Raw genomic sequence first — 16009 nt, 5'->3', positions numbered from 1 at the left:
GAGCAGTTGCTCGGCTTTTATCTATAGGCTTCACACTCAGCTAGGCATAGGTATCAATCGATTCGCCTTGACTCGCCTCACGGGCGCGCTCCTTGGCTGACTCATTCAGCTCTTCCACCTTGGCTGGCGCAGGCTGAGCTTGTAACGCAGCGGTTAGAGATGAACGGTTGACGGCATAGCTATGCGCTAACATTGAGCTGCTTGTACTGATATTCATCGCGATCCCCTTCTCGACTTAGGCTCAATACCCAAGCTCAAAACTTAGCCTAGAAGCCAATACTTAACTGACGCTTAAGCTTTCGTCGCTGTTTGCCCGGATATTTCTAGGGGCATTCTGAATAGTTACCGCCTACACAACCATATATCCCCCTTGTGGCATCCAGCGCACAATGCCACAATGCGAGCAAAATCAATGCGTGCCAACGGCGCCCCTCGATAGGAGCATCATCTTGACCCTTTTTGGTATTAAAAATTGCGATACAGTGCGTAAAGCACGTAAATGGATTGAAACCCATCAACTTTCGGTCAACTTCCATGACTTTAGGGAAGATGGATTAGCAGAAAAGGATCTTCAGCATTGGTGTCAAATTGCCGGATGGGAAACCGTCTTTAATAAACGCAGTACCAGTTTTCGCGCCTTGAGTGATGCCGATAAAGCGGATATCGACCAAACCAAAGCCATTCAACTGATGCTCACTCATCCGACGCTGATCAAGCGTCCTGTGCTCACCGTGGGTGAACAAGTGCTGGTAGGCTTTAACGAAGCCGAATATAAGAAGGTGTTTTCCCTATGACGCACGCTTCGAAAACTGGGCCGGTTACCGAACTGACTAAAGAGTTAATCGCCCGTCCCTCGGTCACACCGCTGGATGAAGGCTGCCAAACCCTGATGGCCGAACGTCTTGCTGCCATTGGCTTTAATATTGAGCCCATGGTCTTTGAAGACACCACCAATATGTGGGCGCGTCGCGGTAATGCAGGCCCCGTATTTTGTTTTGCCGGCCATACCGATGTAGTGCCCGCGGGCGATTTAAGCCGCTGGCATACCCCGCCTTTTGAACCAACCATTATTGACGGTTATCTTTATGGTCGCGGCGCCGCCGACATGAAAGGCTCGCTGGCGGCGATGATCGTTGCGACCGAACGTTTTGTGGCTAAGCACCCTAATCATCCCGGCTCGATTGCGTTTTTGATCACCAGCGATGAAGAAGGCCCCTTTATCAATGGCACCACACGGGTTATCGACACCCTAGAAGCCCGCAATGAAAAAATCACTTGGGCGCTAGTGGGCGAACCCTCATCGACCCTAAAACTCGGTGATGTAGTCAAAAATGGTCGCCGTGGTAGTCTCACCGCCAACTTAACCGTTAAGGGCATTCAGGGCCATGTGGCCTATCCGCACCTTGCGGATAACCCAATCCACAAAGCCGCACCGTTTTTAGCCGAGTTAAGCCAAACCCATTGGGATAATGGCAACGAATTCTTCCCGCCCACCAGCATGCAAATCGCCAATATTAATGGCGGCACGGGCGCATCGAACGTGATCCCAGGCACCCTAGAGGTCATGTTTAACTTCCGTTATTCGACCGAAGTGACCGCCGAGATATTAATCGAGCGTGTGGAAGCCTTATTGACCTCCCACGAACTGGATTATGACCTCAGCTGGACCTTCAACGGCCTGCCATTTTTAACTGGCGAAGGCCCATTGTTAGACGCGACCCGCCATGCGATTCGTCAGGTCACTGGTTATGATACGGATCCGCAAACCACCGGCGGCACCTCTGACGGACGCTTTATTGCACCAACGGGCGCCAAAGTGTTGGAACTCGGCCCAGTGAACGCCACTATCCATAAAGTGAATGAATGCGTAAAGGTCGATGATCTCGAGCAGTTAGCCCTATGCTACGAAGTGATTTTGGAACAGTTACTGTGTTAAACGCCACGCCACGCTTAAGGAATACTGCCCAGCTGTATGGAATAGTAACACAAGAGTCAGCGCAGAGACTGCAACTGGTCGAACTACTGAGTCCCCATCACCCGAGCGAAACTCGCTTTAGGTTGGAGGCTCAAACCGCCCTCGCCTTTAAGGCGATGGCGGACAGCGCCGCCAAAGATGGGATAGCTCTCGCGATTTGCTCGGCCTATCGTCCTTTTGACCGGCAACTCGCCATTTGGAACGCCAAGGCCAGCGGTAAGCGTGCAGTGCTCGATATCAACGAACAGCCCGTGGATATCAGTCCACTCAGCGATGATGAATTAGTTGATTTGATTTTACTCTGGTCGGCATTGCCCGGTGCGTCACGCCACCATTGGGGTACGGATATCGATGTATTTGATGCCAAGCAAATCGAGGTGAAATCCCTGCGTTTAGTGGAAGCCGAATACACTGACAGCGGCCCCTGCGCACGCTTGCACCAGTGGCTACTCCAGCACGCTAAAAACTTTGGGTTTTATTTTCCTTTTCAACGCGGTAAAAGCGCCGTCAGCGCCGAGCCATGGCATATCAGCTATTTCCCCGTGTCTCAAACCCTGTTACCCCAATTTGAGGTGCAGGCCTTAGCGCAGGTTATCCAGCACAGCGATATGTTGCTTAAAGAAGCGGTGCTCGCCCGCTTACCAACCTTAGTCGCGGAATATGTACATCGAATTGCAAAGCCTTAAGGTTTCGCAATTCAACAACTTGATGGCACCTTACACTCAGTTCTTGTCTTAAAAAAGTAGGTTTTATGGATTTTTCTTTATACAGAAAACAACTCAACATCGCTGGTAGCCAACTCAGTTACCTCGATATAGGTTCAGGCCCGGCGCTATTATTTGGCCACAGTTACCTCTGGGATAGCGCCATGTGGGCGCCACAAATTGTTAGCTTAAGTCAACAGTATCGCTGCATCGTGCCCGATCTCTGGGGACACGGCCAATCGGATGCCGTCCCAGCAAGCTGCAACAGTCTGTTAGACATCAGTGAGCATATGTTAGCCCTGATGGACGCCCTTGATATCGAGCAATTTACGGTGATCGGCTTATCCGTGGGCGCGATGTGGGGCGCAGAGCTCGTGCTTAGTGCGCCCGCCCGTGTCAATGCGCTGGTGATGCTAGACAGTTTTATCGGTTTTGAGCCTGAGATCACCCGCGCCAAATATTTTGGCATGTTGGATATGATCGAAGCCGCAGGCAGCATACCTGCGCCGCTTATCAGCGCCATTTCACCACTATTTTTCGCCGATAATGCCAAAGCGAATAATCCCGAATTAGTTCAGCGTTTTGAAGCCTACTTGGCAGCCCAAACGCCAGAGACTATCCCGAGCATTGTTAAGCTTGGGCGGATAATTTTTGGCCGCCGCGATACTATGGAGTTTGCCGAACAATTTACCTTACCTTGCTTAATCATGGTGGGTGTAGAAGACAAGGCGCGCAGTGTTTTAGAAAGTTACTTGATGAGTGATGCCATCGATGGCAGTCAATTAGTGCACATTCCTAACGCTGGGCATATTTCCAGCCTAGAACAAGCAGAATTTGTCACTGAGCAACTATCTCTATTCCTCAGCCAAAACATCTAGTCTCATCGAGATATCGAGAGCATGGCCCCATGCTCTCACATAAAATCATTCAAATTGACTAGCGCTTGTTGACGATTTCGAATGTCGTCAAATTGTCCATCGACCACAAAAGACGAGGGATAAAACTGATAAGCCGCAAATAGCATACGGTCACAGTCAACGATAAATGTACTTGCTAGATTGTCTCTTTATGCTGGTTTTTAACACCTCAGCTTCCGAAGTTATGATGAACTAGTAATGCGAAGTTTGCCTTGCATAAACAACAAGCAACATGGCAATTAAAAAATCCAGATACCCATCCCCTTCAATGTTTTTATCATTAAATGGGATTTAACATCACATTTTGTTAAATTCATCTCAAAAATGTTAAATCAGCGTGAAACCCCCAAATATTCAACTACCTTTATAACTGTATTCCCTCAAAAAGGTTTTTTAACATGAGAAAAAGTACAGTTGCACTGGGCGTGTTAAGCGCACTCTATATTCCTTCCCTATACGCTAATGTTGAAATAAACGGCTTTGCCTCCATTGTTGCAGGTTCAAGCTTATCCGATGATAAAAGTTACTACGGTTATGATAAAGAAATCGACTTTAATAACGATTCAAAAGTAGCTCTGCAATTTGCAGCCGATTTAGGCGGTGGTTTACGGGCAACAGCACAAGTTCTCTCCCGTGGCAGTGACGATTATAGTGCGGAGTTTGAATGGGCTTATATTTCCTATGACATTAGCGATAAATTAATGCTGATGGCAGGAAGACAGCGCTTTAATCTTTACAAATATTCCGATTATATCGATGTTGGCTATGCCTATCATTGGATAACGCCACCTAGGGGAGTTTACTCATTGCCCTTTAATTCTGGAGAAGGTGTAGGTTTAGTTTATTCAGATATATGGGGTAATACCGAGGTGGGTTTAACCTACAAGTATATTACGACATCCGTATCAGACTACGCGCCTGTCGGTTCATCAACGCCCCCAGCGCCCTTTTCAGCCAAGGGCCATATCATGAACTTTAACTTTATCACTTCAGGTTTTGAGTATGGGTTAAATGTTGGTGTCGTAACTGATTTTTCATATGAATTACCCGCACTGCTTGGCTTAGGTGACGCCATATCCCAAACGGGGTTATTCGATCAGCAAGTTGTAGATGATTTACTCGCGATAGATGATAGCGCGCTACTGATTGGCGCAAACGTAAAATATGATGCTGGAAAATGGTTCGTACTGGCGGAATACACCCGAATTGACGTCGATCCAAGTAGCTTTAACATCCAAGATTCAGCGTTTGTCTCCGCGGGTATTCGTTACCATGATTTTACCTTCCATTTAACCTATGGCATTGATAAAGGCGACCCACAATATGATGCCTATGATGCTATGCTGCCAGTCTATAATGCGCTACCACCAGCCAATCAAGCTGCACTCGCGCCATTAGTGATGGGAACGAAAGCCGCATTAGAAGCACAACAAGAAGACAGCTCCTATTACATCATTGGCACCCGTTGGGATTTTCATCCCTCTGCGGCACTCAAACTCGAATATACCAATTACAGCAATGATAAGCCGTCCTCCGATGAGCAACTGTTGAGTATGGCTATTGATCTTGTTTTTTAAGGAGTGATTTATGAATTTACCTAAAACAACAAAAAAACTGCTAAAGCCAGTAGGTTTGAGTCTGCTCCTCTTGCTCAGCCCTTGGGTCCAAGCCGAAATTGCTGTAGTGGTACATCCATCCAACGCCTCAGAAATTACTGCGGCAGATATTTCAAGAATTTACTCAGGCAAGCTCAAGACCTTTGCTAATGGCGGTACGATAGTTGCGCTCGATCAGGCCGAAGGCTCGCCAGTCAGAGAAGCCTTTGTCAAACAGATCCTGAATAAGACGGAGAGTCAGCTAAAAGCGTATTGGTCAAAATTGGTATTCTCGGGTCAAGGTCAACCCCCCAAAGTGGTGGATTCAAGTGCAGAAATATTGAATCTGGTTGCAGCAAACCCCAATATGATTGGGTTTGTTGATGCCGCTGAGGTCACGCCTAATGTCAAAGTCGTGGGTAAATTTTAACTCTTGACTAACCTTCAACTATTGATGCCTTCTTTCGCTAGAAGGCATCAATATCACCATTCTGTGGAAAACCCGCCAATAGTTGTTTACCCCTATCTTTTGCCATTCAACATGGCACCGAATAGCCATAACCAATTAATTTTATTTAATAAACAGTAACTTTTACTCGTGGTATTTTGCAGATGAGTTTTTTAACATCGCCAACAAACCTGAGTTTAAACTTAATTGGATAGACCAGAGGCCACGATTTTACTGGTATACTCAAGCGCAAAAAAAGGTGCGGCTTGCATCATTTAGGGCAAAAGACATTTTAATATGTCCAATAAAACAATAGGTTAAAATGAAATTACTCAAACCCTTATTCGATAATAACCGCCGCTGGGCCGGACGCATCAGTCAAGAACACCCTGATTTTTTTGAACAACTGGCAAAACAGCAAAACCCTGAATATCTCTGGATTGGTTGTTCCGACAGTCGAGTCCCTTCTAACCAAATCATCGATTTAATGCCAGGCGAAGTCTTTGTTCACCGCAATATTGCTAACATGGTGATCCACACCGATCTTAACTGTCTATCAGTACTGCAATACGCTATCGATGTGCTTAAAGTGAAACATATTATGGTGGTGGGACACTACGGCTGCGGTGGTGTACGTGCCGCAATGGGTAATCAGCGATTGGGTTTGATTGATAACTGGCTCGGCCATCTTCGGGATGTATATCGCATTCATCATGATGAATTAATGCAAATGGATGAAGCTAAACGCTTTGACCGCTTATGTGAACTCAATGTGATTGAACAGGTTTCCAACGTCACCAGCAGCACTATCGTGCAAGAAGCCTGGGCTCGCGGCCAAGAATTGGCTGTCCATGGTTGGATTTACGGTATCGACAATGGCCTATTAACGGATCTTGACGTCACGGTTGATCGCGCGCAAGTCGTATAAATGCTCATACCGCGATCGCGATAGCGGTTAACACCGAGATTGCATGACAAGGTTACAACACAAAAACCTGCCACTGTGCAGGTTTTTGGTTTTACGCCTTAAAGATAAAGACCAGCTATGCATTTACGAGGAATGGCCAAAATCTATCCCAAGGTGGCCATTTAACTTCATCGCGTTAGACAACATTTATCATTTCATTCACCTAATCTTGCTAAGTGAGCAAAAACTAAGCTCGAAATCTCAACATGACCTTATTTTCATCAAGAAAACATCGCAAGGGATCTTTTGCCCAGTTATAATCCGCCAGTTAATTGCAGCGCGACCATGCGCCACAAATTCTAAGGAGATACCTTCCATGCCCGGTTTTGAATTATTTGGTCCAGAAGAAAAGCAAGAAGTCGCCGATGTGATGGAGCACGGCTTTACCTTCCGTTATAACTTCGACCATATGCGTAATGATCGCTGGAAGACTCGCGATATGGAGCAACTGCTCTGCGAGAAAATGAATGTTAAGCATGCGCATCTGTTATCAAGCGGTACTGCCGCGCTGCAAACGGCGATGATGGCCGCAGGCATTGGCGCTGGCGATGAAGTTATCGTGCCACCATTTACCTTTGTTGCGTCTGTAGAAGCCATCTTCATGGCGGGTGCAGTACCGATTTTTGCCGAAATCGACGAGACCCTGTGTCTATCACCTGAAGGCATTGAAGCGGTAATCACTCCACGCACAAAAGCGATTAACTTAGTGCATATGTGTGGCTCTATGGCCAAGATGGACGAAATCAAAGCCATTTGTAAAAAGCACAACCTCGTATTACTTGAAGATGCCTGCCAAGCCATTGGTGGCAGCTATAAAGGTCAAGCCCTAGGCACTATCGGTGATGTCGGTTGTTACTCTTTCGACTCTGTTAAAACCATCACCTGTGGTGAAGGCGGTGCGGTGATCACCAATAACACCGAAATTTACGATAACGCCCATCAGTTTTCCGATCATGGCCATGACCATATTGGTAAAGACCGTGGCGCCGAGTCACACCCGATTATGGGTCTGAACTTCCGTATTTCTGAAATGAATGCGGCCTTAGGTTTAGCCCAGTTACGTAAACTCGATACCATTATCGATATTCAACGTAAAAACAAAAAAGCCATTAAAGATGCTATGGCGAGTATTCCTGAAGTCAGCTTCCGCGAAATCCCCGATCCAGAGGGTGATTCCGCTGGCTTCTTAAGCTTTATGCTACCAACAGAAGCACGTACCCAAGAGATCAGCAAAAAACTGGCTGAGAATGGCGTTGACGGTTGCTTCTACTGGTACGTGAACAACTGGCATTATCTGAAAAACTGGAAACACATTCAGGAGCTTAAGGCCCCTGCTGCGTTACCAATCACATTAATCGCCGACCGACCTGACTATACTCAAATTTCTGTGCCAAAATCTGATGCCATTATGAGCCGCACTATTTCTATGCTCATTAAATTGTCTTGGACCGATGCTCAGATTGCCGAGCGTATTGAAAACATTAAGAAAGCATTTGCCCAATAATAAAAGGGAGTTTTTGCAATGAGTTTTAAAAATTTTAAAGTAGTTGAAAAGATGATCTTCGGTCGTGGCTCTTTCGCCCAGTTAGATGACGTCTTAGCTGCACAGCGTAAAGCCGACGATGACTTCGTGGTATTTTTAGTCGATGACGTTCACCAAGGCAAACCACTCGAAGCACGCATCCCTGTGAAAGCCCAAGACTTACTGATTTGGGTTAACGTAGATGATGAGCCAAGCACAGTGCAAATCGATGCCCTGACAGAACAAGTTCAAGCTTTCAATAGCAAACTGCCAGTGAGCGTCGTCGGTTTAGGTGGCGGTTCAACCATGGACATAGCCAAAGCAGTTTCGTTAATGCTGACCAACCCAGGCGGCTCAGCCATGTACCAAGGTTGGGATTTAATCAAAAACCCAGCGGTTCACCACATCGGTATTCCAACGATTTCAGGTACCGGTGCAGAAGCATCACGCACCGCAGTATTATGTGGTCCAGTGCGTAAACTGGGTTTGAACTCAGATTACACAGTGTTCGACCAAATCATCATGGACTCTGAGTTAATCGATGGCGTTGAAACTGACCAATGGTTCTACACCGGTATGGATTGCTATATCCACTGCGTTGAATCCTTAGAAGGTACCTTCTTAAACGAATTCTCTAAAGCCTATGCTGAAAAAGCCATGGAGCTTTGCCGCCAAGTGTACTTAGAAGATCACCCCGAAAAAGACGACAAACTGATGATGGCGTCATTTATGGGCGGTATGAGCATCGCTTACAGCCAAGTGGGTGCATGCCACGCGGTATCTTATGGTCTGTCTTACATTCTCGGTTACCACCATGGTATCGGTAACTGTATCGCCTTCGACGTGTTAGAAGAATTCTACCCAGAAGGTGTGGCTGAGTTCCGTCAGATGATGAAGAAGCACAACATCACCCTGCCGAAGAACATCTGTAAAGATCTGCCAGATGAAACCATCGCGAAAATGGTTGCCGTGACTAAGAGCATGGGTCCATTATGGGCAAACGTGTACGGCCCAACATGGGAAGAGAAAGTCACTGACGAAATGTTGACTGCCCTGTTCCGTCGCATTTAAGCTCTCAAGCAGATGACAAGGGCTCATTGTGAGCCCTTTTGTCTATCTACACTGCATATCTTTGATAAAGTAGGATAATTTAATGAATGTGACTCTGTTAATCCCGGCGCGTTATGGTTCAAGCCGCTTCCCGGGCAAGCCCTTAGCCCCGATTAACGGCAAGCCGATGATCCAACACGTGTACGAACGCGCGTCGTTAGCCAAAGGCCTCACCAATATTTATGTTGCAACCGATGATGAGCGCATTAAAAGCGCTGTAGAAGGCTTCGGTGGCAAAGTGGTTATGACTAGCCCAGATGCCGCATCGGGCACAGACCGTATCAATGATGCGATTAACCAATTAGGTTTGAAGGATGACGATCTGGTCATCAATCTTCAAGGCGACCAACCGCTTATCGACCCGACTTCCATCGAACAAGTTATTAGCCTCTTCGAACGTCACCCAGGCGAGTTTGAAATGGCGACCCTCGGCTATGAAATTGTCAACAAAGCCGAACTTGACGATCCTATGCATGTGAAGATGGTCTTCGATAACGACTATTACGCGCTGTATTTCTCCCGTGCACGTATTCCCTTCGGCCGTGATACTAAAGATTATCCAGTTTACAAACACTTAGGTGTTTATGCTTACACCCGCAGATTCGTACAAGCCTTCGCCGCCCTGCCATTAGGCCGCCTTGAAGATCTGGAAAAGTTAGAACAACTGCGCGCCCTAGAACATGGCCATAAAATTAAGGTCGCTATCAGTGCCTTCGACTCAATTGAAGTTGACACACCAGAAGATATTCGTAAGTGTGAGCAGCGTTTAGCCGTTGATTAATCAGGGCGTTGCTCAATAAGGAGTTGTTATGTCGAGCTTAGAAGTGTGGATCATTATTATTTTGGTGGTCGGGGTGATTGCCAGCAATCTTGCCGCACTGAAATACAGTGCAAAATTCAAACTGCCACAGTTTGGTCAGCACGATAAAGAGAAACAACTAAAATCCGACATAACTCAACCTCCAAACGAAGCCGATGGTAACGAAACGCAAACTACAGATAAGTCTTCGAATCAGTCCAAATAAACCAAGCTTAGCATTCATCTTGATCTCCCCTCACAAAAAGGCGCATAGGCGCCTTTTTGCATTTCTTACCATCCTATTAAATCGTAGTTCAGATTTTGTAAACTCAAGTGATTCATCCCTAAACTTGCGGTTAGCACAAAGCTACAATTAACATTCGCGCATAAAAAAACCAGCCGAAGCTGGTTTTTAATATCAACGAGTTAAGCTGTGTTTACGCTATGAAGATAAAGCCAAAGAACGCAATCACGGCGGCTATAAGCGCATAGGGTAACTGTGTCACCGCATGGCTTACTAGGTTACACCCCGAGCCTTGGGCTGCTAATACAGTGGAATCTGAGTAGAAGCACGCTTGGCTACCAAATGATGACGCCGATAAAAGCGCACCAATCACTAATGGAATATCTGCACCAACCGATTGCGCCAGTGGCATCACAATTGGGATTGTCACCGCAAAAATACCCCAGCTCGATCCCGTGGCAAAAGCTAAGATCGCCATTGATAAAAACACAATAGCAGGCAACATTTTAGGCGTCATAAATGGGCTTAATGACTCAATCACATACTGTGGCAGCAGCAGCGCATCACATACATCTTTAAATACGAATGCAGCGATTACGGTACCTATCGCGGGCAACATGCTCTTAAAACCATCGATCATCTGATCCATCATTTCTGACAGTGGCATTAAACGCTGCACCGCATAGTAAGGCAGAGTGACGACCAGTGTAGCTAATAGTCCTTTCCACACGTCGATTTCAAAATAAACGGTAAAAGCAACCAAGAGCAGGATAGGCACCAAGAAATTGTGCAGCTTGCCCTGATTATCGGCATGCTTAAACTCTTCTTCAATCGCAGCAATCGCGTATTCGTCAGAGGTTTGTACTTGGTCTAAATCGACCTGTGCTTCTGCTGGTTCACCTTTTGCTGCGCGCAGCTCGGCTTTTTTCATCGGACCAATGGCTGGCACAACACCTAACACCACCAGTAACACCATGGCCACGGCTAACCAAGCGTAAAGCATGTAGGGAATCGCCTGCATATATACGCTAATGCCCTGACCTTCTGCCGCCACACCGTTATCGACCAGCAAGCCACCAAAGAATACTGCCCAGGTGGATAACGGCACTAATACGCACACAGGTGCTGCGGTGGAGTCAACCACATAGGCCAGCATCTCACGTGACACTTTAAACTTATCGGTCACACGCTTCATGGTTTCACCCACGGTTAACGCATTCAGATAGTCATCGATAAAAATCACAATCCCGAGAATAAAGGTCATAAACAGGGAGGATTTAGGGCCTTTGGCAAATTTCAGTGCATTGCGACCAAACGCCAGTGCACCACCAGTCCGCACTAACAGGGCAATTAACGCACCAAAACAACCACAGACTAAAATCAACCAACCGATGGTTTCATCGGCCATGACTTTTAATGAAGTACTGGCGAAATTATTTAAAACTTGCGACGGATCGAGTAACAAAAAGCCAGTTACCGCACCAATGATCAAAGAAAGGATGGGGCGGCGTAACCAAACGGCCAACACCAATACCACCAAAGGTGGAATAAGACTTAACGCTGTCGGTTCAGACATGCACTTAGGTCCTCTAAATAAGTCGCCTAAAAGGCAAAAGTTTTTAGAACAGCGCCTGAAATCACCTCGATAACGGACGCCAATATTGCTGCTTCATGATGACTAACTCCGCTGATAAAACCTGCTAAAAGCTTGTTATCTTAGGTGCCTTGCCGAAAACATCGCGCAGAAAATAAAGCGCATCGAATAGCGAGTCAACTATAAATTTATGCTAACAAAAAATAATTTTTGATACCGAAACAAGAAGTGACGCATCCATCTGATTTTAAAAAACTTTAAGTTAGAATAAAGAAATCTTTATTTGACCTTAAATGCTTAATAAGCATTCAGTTAATCTGCCTAAATATCAAAAAATCGCTGAACACTCGATAAAACCGCATTAACTGAGATCACCGCCAGTAAATCAGCGGTTAAGCAAAAACTGATTAACAATTTTATTAACATTTAACCTCTGAGTGGATTTTCAAGTTTCTAAAAAGTGAGCCGAAGCTTAAGCGAGCCGCTTGATAGTCGCAAAGGCTATCCCCACTGAAAGTGGTAGTTCAATAGTTTTTAAAAGTTACAGTTTTTAGCATATATAACTTGTTTTAATTTATTTAAAGCTTAGTTAAAGCATATTTAACTGGCGAGTTTGATGAAAAAAACTTGTTATTTGTGCTCAAGCCCCCTTCCTTAAGCCAGATAATTTCGTTATGGTGCACAAACTTAAGCCTAAATTAACTGCATGTTTCGAGGTGTAAATGCGCCCTATCATCAAGTCCAACAAGTTGGATACTGTTTGCTACGACATCCGCGGCCCAGTGCACAAGGAAGCCAGACGTTTAGAGGACGAGGGACACCGCATCCTCAAACTCAACATTGGTAACCCCGCCCCCTTCGGTTTTGAAGCGCCGGAAGAAATTGTGCGCGATGTGATCCTCAATCTCCCCAGCGCCCAAGGCTACTGTGAGTCAAAAGGATTATTCTCTGCCCGCAAGGCAATTGTGCAGCATTATCAAGCACAGGGCATTCATGGCGTCGATATTGAAGACATCTATATCGGTAATGGTGTGTCTGAGCTGATTATGATGGCCATGCAGGGCTTATTGAACACCGATGATGAAGTGTTGATCCCCTCACCCGATTATCCACTGTGGACCGCAGCGGCAAATTTAGCTGGCGGTAAAGCGGTACATTACCGCTGCGATGAAGACGCAGATTGGTTTCCGGATCTTAATGATATTAAGAGCAAAATTTCGTCCCGCACCCGTGGTATTGTGTTGATTAATCCAAACAACCCAACGGGCGCGGTTTACAGTAAAGAATTACTGTTGCAAGTTATCGAGCTCTGCCGCGAGCACAACCTGATTTTATTTGCTGATGAAATCTACGATAAGATTTTATATGACGACGCCAAACATATTCCGGCCGCGAGCCTATCTGACGATATCTTAACAGTAACCTTTAATGGTCTATCAAAAGCCTACCGCGCAGCGGGCTTTCGTGTCGGTTGGATGATGTTGTCTGGCAATTTAAAAGCAGCCAAGAGCTATATCGAAGGGTTAGAGATGCTCTCCTCGATGCGCCTATGTGCCAACGTACCGAATCAACATGCGATTCAAACCGCACTCGGCGGTTACCAAAGTATTAATGAGCTGATTTTACCTAGCGGCCGTTTAACCGTGCAGCGCGATACCTGCTATGAGTTATTGAACCAAATCCCCGGTGTGAGTGTGAAAAAGCCTAAGGGCGCACTGTATGCCTTCCCTAAATTAGATATGAAGAAGTTCAATCTCAGGGATGATGAGCGCTTGGTACTCGATTTACTCAGGGATAAAAGAATCCTTCTGGTGCACGGCAGTGCCTTTAATTGGCCAGAGCCGGATCACTTAAGAGTCGTGTTTTTACCCTATAAGGAAGACTTAACTAAAGCATTGACTGAGTTTGGTCATTTCCTCGAGAGCTACAAGCAATAGTGCTGTGGCCTTATATCCAAATCGGCTATAACGTTAATCTCGACTAAAGCGATCCTCAGGATCGCTTTATTTTTTAGCGAGCGCAAAAACTCTTCAATCATGCCACTCACTTATCCCCTTGTCTGTGTTAGGCTAAAGCTTCATTGCCGTACTTTTTCTCGCACATTTTTCATCGAGTTAAATCACGCCTAATCCCGCATTCATTTAAAGGAGCATTATGAGTCATTTATTTGCCCACCTCGCCCGAATGAAACTTATCCAGCGCTGGCCCTTAATGTACAACGTACGCACCGAAAACGTTCAAGAGCATTCACTGCAAGTTGCCATGGTAGCCCATGCCCTCGTTATTATCAGTAATAAGAAATTTGGCACCTCGCTCGATGCCCATCAGGCGACGAGTTTAGCGATTTTCCACGATGCTAGTGAGATCTTAACCGGCGATTTACCTACACCGGTAAAGTACTTTAATAAAGAAATCGAAGCCGAGTATAAGAAGATAGAGGCCATTGCCGAGCAGCGCATGCTCGATATGGTACCCGATGAATTTAAAGAGGATTATCGCAGCTTATTTATTAGCGATTACGCCGATCCGATTTACAAAGCCATAGTCAAATCCGCCGATACCCTGTGCGCTTACCTTAAGTGTCTAGAGGAAAATCGCGCCGGCAATACCGAATTTAATACCGCGCGCAAACGCCTCGAAGCCATGTTGGCGGCTAATCCTAATCCGGCGGTGAAATATTTTATGGATTGCTTTGTGCCAAGTTTCACCTTGAATTTAGACGAAATTAACAAGATGTTGTGATGTACCACTCTCGCTAGGAATGCATATGAGCTCAAGTGTTTGGCAAGAACGCCGCCATGGCGAAGATAAACAAAGACGAAATGATCATCGAAGCCCTTTCCAAAGGGACAGGGCAAGGATCCTCCACTCCGCCGCCTTTCGCCGCCTACAGGCCAAAACCCAAGTGCTTGGGGTGGGCATGAATGATTTCTATCGCACGCGCTTAACCCATTCACTCGAAGTGTCACAAATCGGCACAGGCATCGCGGCGCAGCTGAGTCGTAAGTATCCCGAGCATAAGCCCTTATTAGGATCAATGAGCCTACTCGAATCACTCTGTCTTGCTCATGATATTGGTCATCCGCCCTTTGGCCACGGCGGTGAAGTCGCGCTCAACTATATGATGCGCCACCACGGCGGCTTTGAAGGCAATGGCCAGACCTTTCGCATCCTCTCGAAACTCGAGCCCTACACAGAGGCCTTTGGGATGAATCTGTGCCGCCGCACTATGCTCGGCATTTTGAAATATCCCGCGCCGCAATCGCTGCTGTTTGTGCCAGGAACACATCCTGAAATCACCAATCACAGACAGCTTAAACCGTCACAATGGCCACCTGTTAAGGGCGTATTCGACGATGATAACGACATTTTCGATTGGGTACTGGAACCGTTATCCGTTGCCGATAGAGCGCGCTTTACCTCAGTCCAACCAAGTGTTCAGCCAAACTATCCGCATCTACGCACTCAGTTTAAATCCTTCGATTGCTCGATTATGGAACTGGCGGACGACATCGCCTACGCGGTGCACGATCTTGAAGATGCCATCGTCATGGGTATAGTCACAGCCTCGCAATGGCAACAGGATGTAGCGCCAACACTTAAGCACAGTGGCGATCCTTGGATCCGCCAAGAGCTTGCCGATATTGGCACTAAACTCTTCTCCCATGAACATCATCTGCGAAAGGATGCCATCGGCACCTTAGTGAATGGTTTTGTCACCGCCATTATCATCAACGACGATCCGGCCTTCGAGGAACCGTTGCTGCGGTTTAATGCCAGCCTCGAACCCGAATTTGCCCATGCGCTCAATGTGCTAAAACAGTTAGTGTTTAAATACGTTATCCGTAAACCCGAGATCCAAATGCTGGAATACAAGGGCCAACAGATTGTAATGGGGCTCTTTGAGGCGTTTGCCTCGGATCCTGAGCGCTTATTGCCACTCAATACCCAAGAACGTTGGCGCACCAGCGAGCAGCAAGGCCAAAACAGCCACAGGGTGTTGGCGGATTATATTTCTGGCATGACGGACGAGTTTGCCGGACGACTTTACCAGCAGTTATTTAGCCCCAAAGCTGGTTCCAACGTGGAGCTCAGCAAAGAAATGTAGCGCTGTTCAGGCAATAAAAAACCACC

Annotated in this window: 16 protein-coding genes; 14 read left to right on the top strand and 2 right to left on the bottom strand. The window is 46.4% G+C overall.

Features of this window, described 5'->3' with window-relative positions:
• Positions 1-40: 40 nt before the first annotated feature.
• On the bottom strand, positions 41-217 hold the full coding sequence (locus EYR25_RS21165; RefSeq protein WP_165953441.1) for a hypothetical protein: 177 nt from the start codon (positions 215-217) through the stop codon (positions 41-43).
• 232 nt (positions 218-449) lie between these two features.
• Between EYR25_RS21165 and EYR25_RS01440 the strand changes: the two genes are divergently transcribed.
• The 11 genes from EYR25_RS01440 to EYR25_RS01390 all read left to right on the top strand — a co-directional run bounded on the left by EYR25_RS01440 (position 450) and on the right by EYR25_RS01390 (position 10263).
• Entirely contained in the window at positions 450-794 is a 345-nt protein-coding gene (locus EYR25_RS01440; RefSeq protein WP_481882987.1) for an ArsC family reductase, read from the top strand.
• A complete protein-coding gene (dapE, locus tag EYR25_RS01435) occupies positions 791-1936 on the top strand; it encodes a succinyl-diaminopimelate desuccinylase (protein WP_133178264.1) in 1146 nt (381 codons plus the stop codon). The genes EYR25_RS01440 and dapE overlap by 4 nt, the downstream gene beginning before the upstream one ends.
• Complete coding sequence (locus tag EYR25_RS01430; protein WP_165953449.1) at positions 1900-2661, top strand: M15 family metallopeptidase; 762 nt, start codon at positions 1900-1902, stop codon at positions 2659-2661. The genes dapE and EYR25_RS01430 overlap by 37 nt, the downstream gene beginning before the upstream one ends.
• 65 nt (positions 2662-2726) lie before the next feature.
• A complete protein-coding gene (locus EYR25_RS01425) occupies positions 2727-3557 on the top strand; it encodes an alpha/beta fold hydrolase (protein WP_133178263.1) in 831 nt (276 codons plus the stop codon).
• Between the two features lie 437 nt (positions 3558-3994).
• Positions 3995-5173, top strand: coding sequence for a porin (locus EYR25_RS01420; protein ID WP_023267026.1), 1179 nt, complete (start codon positions 3995-3997; stop codon positions 5171-5173).
• 10 nt (positions 5174-5183) lie between these two features.
• On the top strand, positions 5184-5621 hold the full coding sequence (locus tag EYR25_RS01415) for a substrate-binding domain-containing protein (protein WP_023267027.1): 438 nt from the start codon (positions 5184-5186) through the stop codon (positions 5619-5621).
• A gap of 340 nt (positions 5622-5961) precedes the next feature.
• Entirely contained in the window at positions 5962-6567 is a 606-nt protein-coding gene (can, locus tag EYR25_RS01410) for a carbonate dehydratase (RefSeq protein ID WP_133178262.1), read from the top strand.
• 355 nt (positions 6568-6922) lie between these two features.
• Complete coding sequence (gene kdnA, locus EYR25_RS01405) at positions 6923-8110, top strand: 8-amino-3,8-dideoxy-alpha-D-manno-octulosonate transaminase KdnA (protein WP_133178261.1); 1188 nt, start codon at positions 6923-6925, stop codon at positions 8108-8110.
• An 18-nt stretch (positions 8111-8128) separates the two neighbouring features.
• Positions 8129-9199 carry a 3-deoxy-alpha-D-manno-octulosonate 8-oxidase KdnB gene (gene kdnB / locus EYR25_RS01400; protein WP_133178260.1) on the top strand — a complete coding sequence of 357 codons (1071 nt, stop codon included), beginning with the start codon at positions 8129-8131 and terminating at the stop codon, positions 9197-9199.
• An 82-nt stretch (positions 9200-9281) separates the two neighbouring features.
• Entirely contained in the window at positions 9282-10019 is a 738-nt protein-coding gene (kdsB, locus tag EYR25_RS01395; protein WP_011622622.1) for an 8-amino-3,8-dideoxy-manno-octulosonate cytidylyltransferase KdsB, read from the top strand.
• A 28-nt stretch (positions 10020-10047) separates the two neighbouring features.
• Positions 10048-10263: a DUF2897 family protein gene (locus tag EYR25_RS01390; RefSeq protein WP_133178259.1), complete on the top strand. Its 216-nt coding sequence runs from the start codon at positions 10048-10050 to the stop codon at positions 10261-10263.
• A gap of 211 nt (positions 10264-10474) precedes the next feature.
• On the opposite strand, the gene EYR25_RS01385 is transcribed toward EYR25_RS01390, so the two are convergent.
• Positions 10475-11857, bottom strand: a complete 1383-nt coding sequence (locus EYR25_RS01385; RefSeq protein WP_133178258.1) for a Na+/H+ antiporter NhaC family protein — start codon at positions 11855-11857, stop codon at positions 10475-10477.
• A gap of 740 nt (positions 11858-12597) precedes the next feature.
• On the opposite strand from EYR25_RS01385, the gene EYR25_RS01380 reads away from it, so the two are divergent.
• The 3 genes from EYR25_RS01380 (at position 12598) to EYR25_RS01370 (ending at position 15983) form a co-directional block, all read left to right on the top strand.
• On the top strand, positions 12598-13812 hold the full coding sequence (locus EYR25_RS01380; RefSeq protein WP_133178257.1) for a pyridoxal phosphate-dependent aminotransferase: 1215 nt from the start codon (positions 12598-12600) through the stop codon (positions 13810-13812).
• 217 nt (positions 13813-14029) lie between these two features.
• Positions 14030-14617 carry a 5'-deoxynucleotidase gene (gene yfbR, locus EYR25_RS01375; RefSeq protein WP_133178256.1) on the top strand — a complete coding sequence of 196 codons (588 nt, stop codon included), beginning with the start codon at positions 14030-14032 and terminating at the stop codon, positions 14615-14617.
• A gap of 25 nt (positions 14618-14642) precedes the next feature.
• On the top strand, positions 14643-15983 hold the full coding sequence (locus EYR25_RS01370; protein WP_133178255.1) for an anti-phage deoxyguanosine triphosphatase: 1341 nt from the start codon (positions 14643-14645) through the stop codon (positions 15981-15983).
• Positions 15984-16009: the final 26 nt, after the last annotated feature.

This window comes from Shewanella decolorationis, from assembly GCF_004354305.1.
Taxonomy (GTDB): Bacteria; Pseudomonadota; Gammaproteobacteria; order Enterobacterales; family Shewanellaceae; genus Shewanella; species Shewanella decolorationis.
Note: the sequence above shows the minus strand (reverse complement) of the source record. Positions and strands in the feature narration are given on the sequence as shown.

What these genes read in the sequence shown, in the direction of transcription:
- EYR25_RS21165 (WP_165953441.1), bottom strand. Translation starts at nt 217, where the DNA reads ATGAATATCAGTACAAGCAGCTCAATGTTAGCGCATAGCTATGCCGTC.
- dapE (WP_133178264.1), top strand. Translation starts at nt 791, where the DNA reads ATGACGCACGCTTCGAAAACTGGGCCGGTTACCGAACTGACTAAAGAG.
- EYR25_RS01430 (WP_165953449.1), top strand. Translation starts at nt 1,900, where the DNA reads ATGCTACGAAGTGATTTTGGAACAGTTACTGTGTTAAACGCCACGCCA.
- EYR25_RS01425 (WP_133178263.1), top strand. Translation starts at nt 2,727, where the DNA reads ATGGATTTTTCTTTATACAGAAAACAACTCAACATCGCTGGTAGCCAA.
- EYR25_RS01420 (WP_023267026.1), top strand. Translation starts at nt 3,995, where the DNA reads ATGAGAAAAAGTACAGTTGCACTGGGCGTGTTAAGCGCACTCTATATT.
- EYR25_RS01415 (WP_023267027.1), top strand. Translation starts at nt 5,184, where the DNA reads ATGAATTTACCTAAAACAACAAAAAAACTGCTAAAGCCAGTAGGTTTG.
- can (WP_133178262.1), top strand. Translation starts at nt 5,962, where the DNA reads ATGAAATTACTCAAACCCTTATTCGATAATAACCGCCGCTGGGCCGGA.
- kdnA (WP_133178261.1), top strand. Translation starts at nt 6,923, where the DNA reads ATGCCCGGTTTTGAATTATTTGGTCCAGAAGAAAAGCAAGAAGTCGCC.
- kdnB (WP_133178260.1), top strand. Translation starts at nt 8,129, where the DNA reads ATGAGTTTTAAAAATTTTAAAGTAGTTGAAAAGATGATCTTCGGTCGT.
- kdsB (WP_011622622.1), top strand. Translation starts at nt 9,282, where the DNA reads ATGAATGTGACTCTGTTAATCCCGGCGCGTTATGGTTCAAGCCGCTTC.
- EYR25_RS01390 (WP_133178259.1), top strand. Translation starts at nt 10,048, where the DNA reads ATGTCGAGCTTAGAAGTGTGGATCATTATTATTTTGGTGGTCGGGGTG.
- EYR25_RS01385 (WP_133178258.1), bottom strand. Translation starts at nt 11,857, where the DNA reads ATGTCTGAACCGACAGCGTTAAGTCTTATTCCACCTTTGGTGGTATTG.
- EYR25_RS01380 (WP_133178257.1), top strand. Translation starts at nt 12,598, where the DNA reads ATGCGCCCTATCATCAAGTCCAACAAGTTGGATACTGTTTGCTACGAC.
- yfbR (WP_133178256.1), top strand. Translation starts at nt 14,030, where the DNA reads ATGAGTCATTTATTTGCCCACCTCGCCCGAATGAAACTTATCCAGCGC.
- EYR25_RS01370 (WP_133178255.1), top strand. Translation starts at nt 14,643, where the DNA reads ATGAGCTCAAGTGTTTGGCAAGAACGCCGCCATGGCGAAGATAAACAA.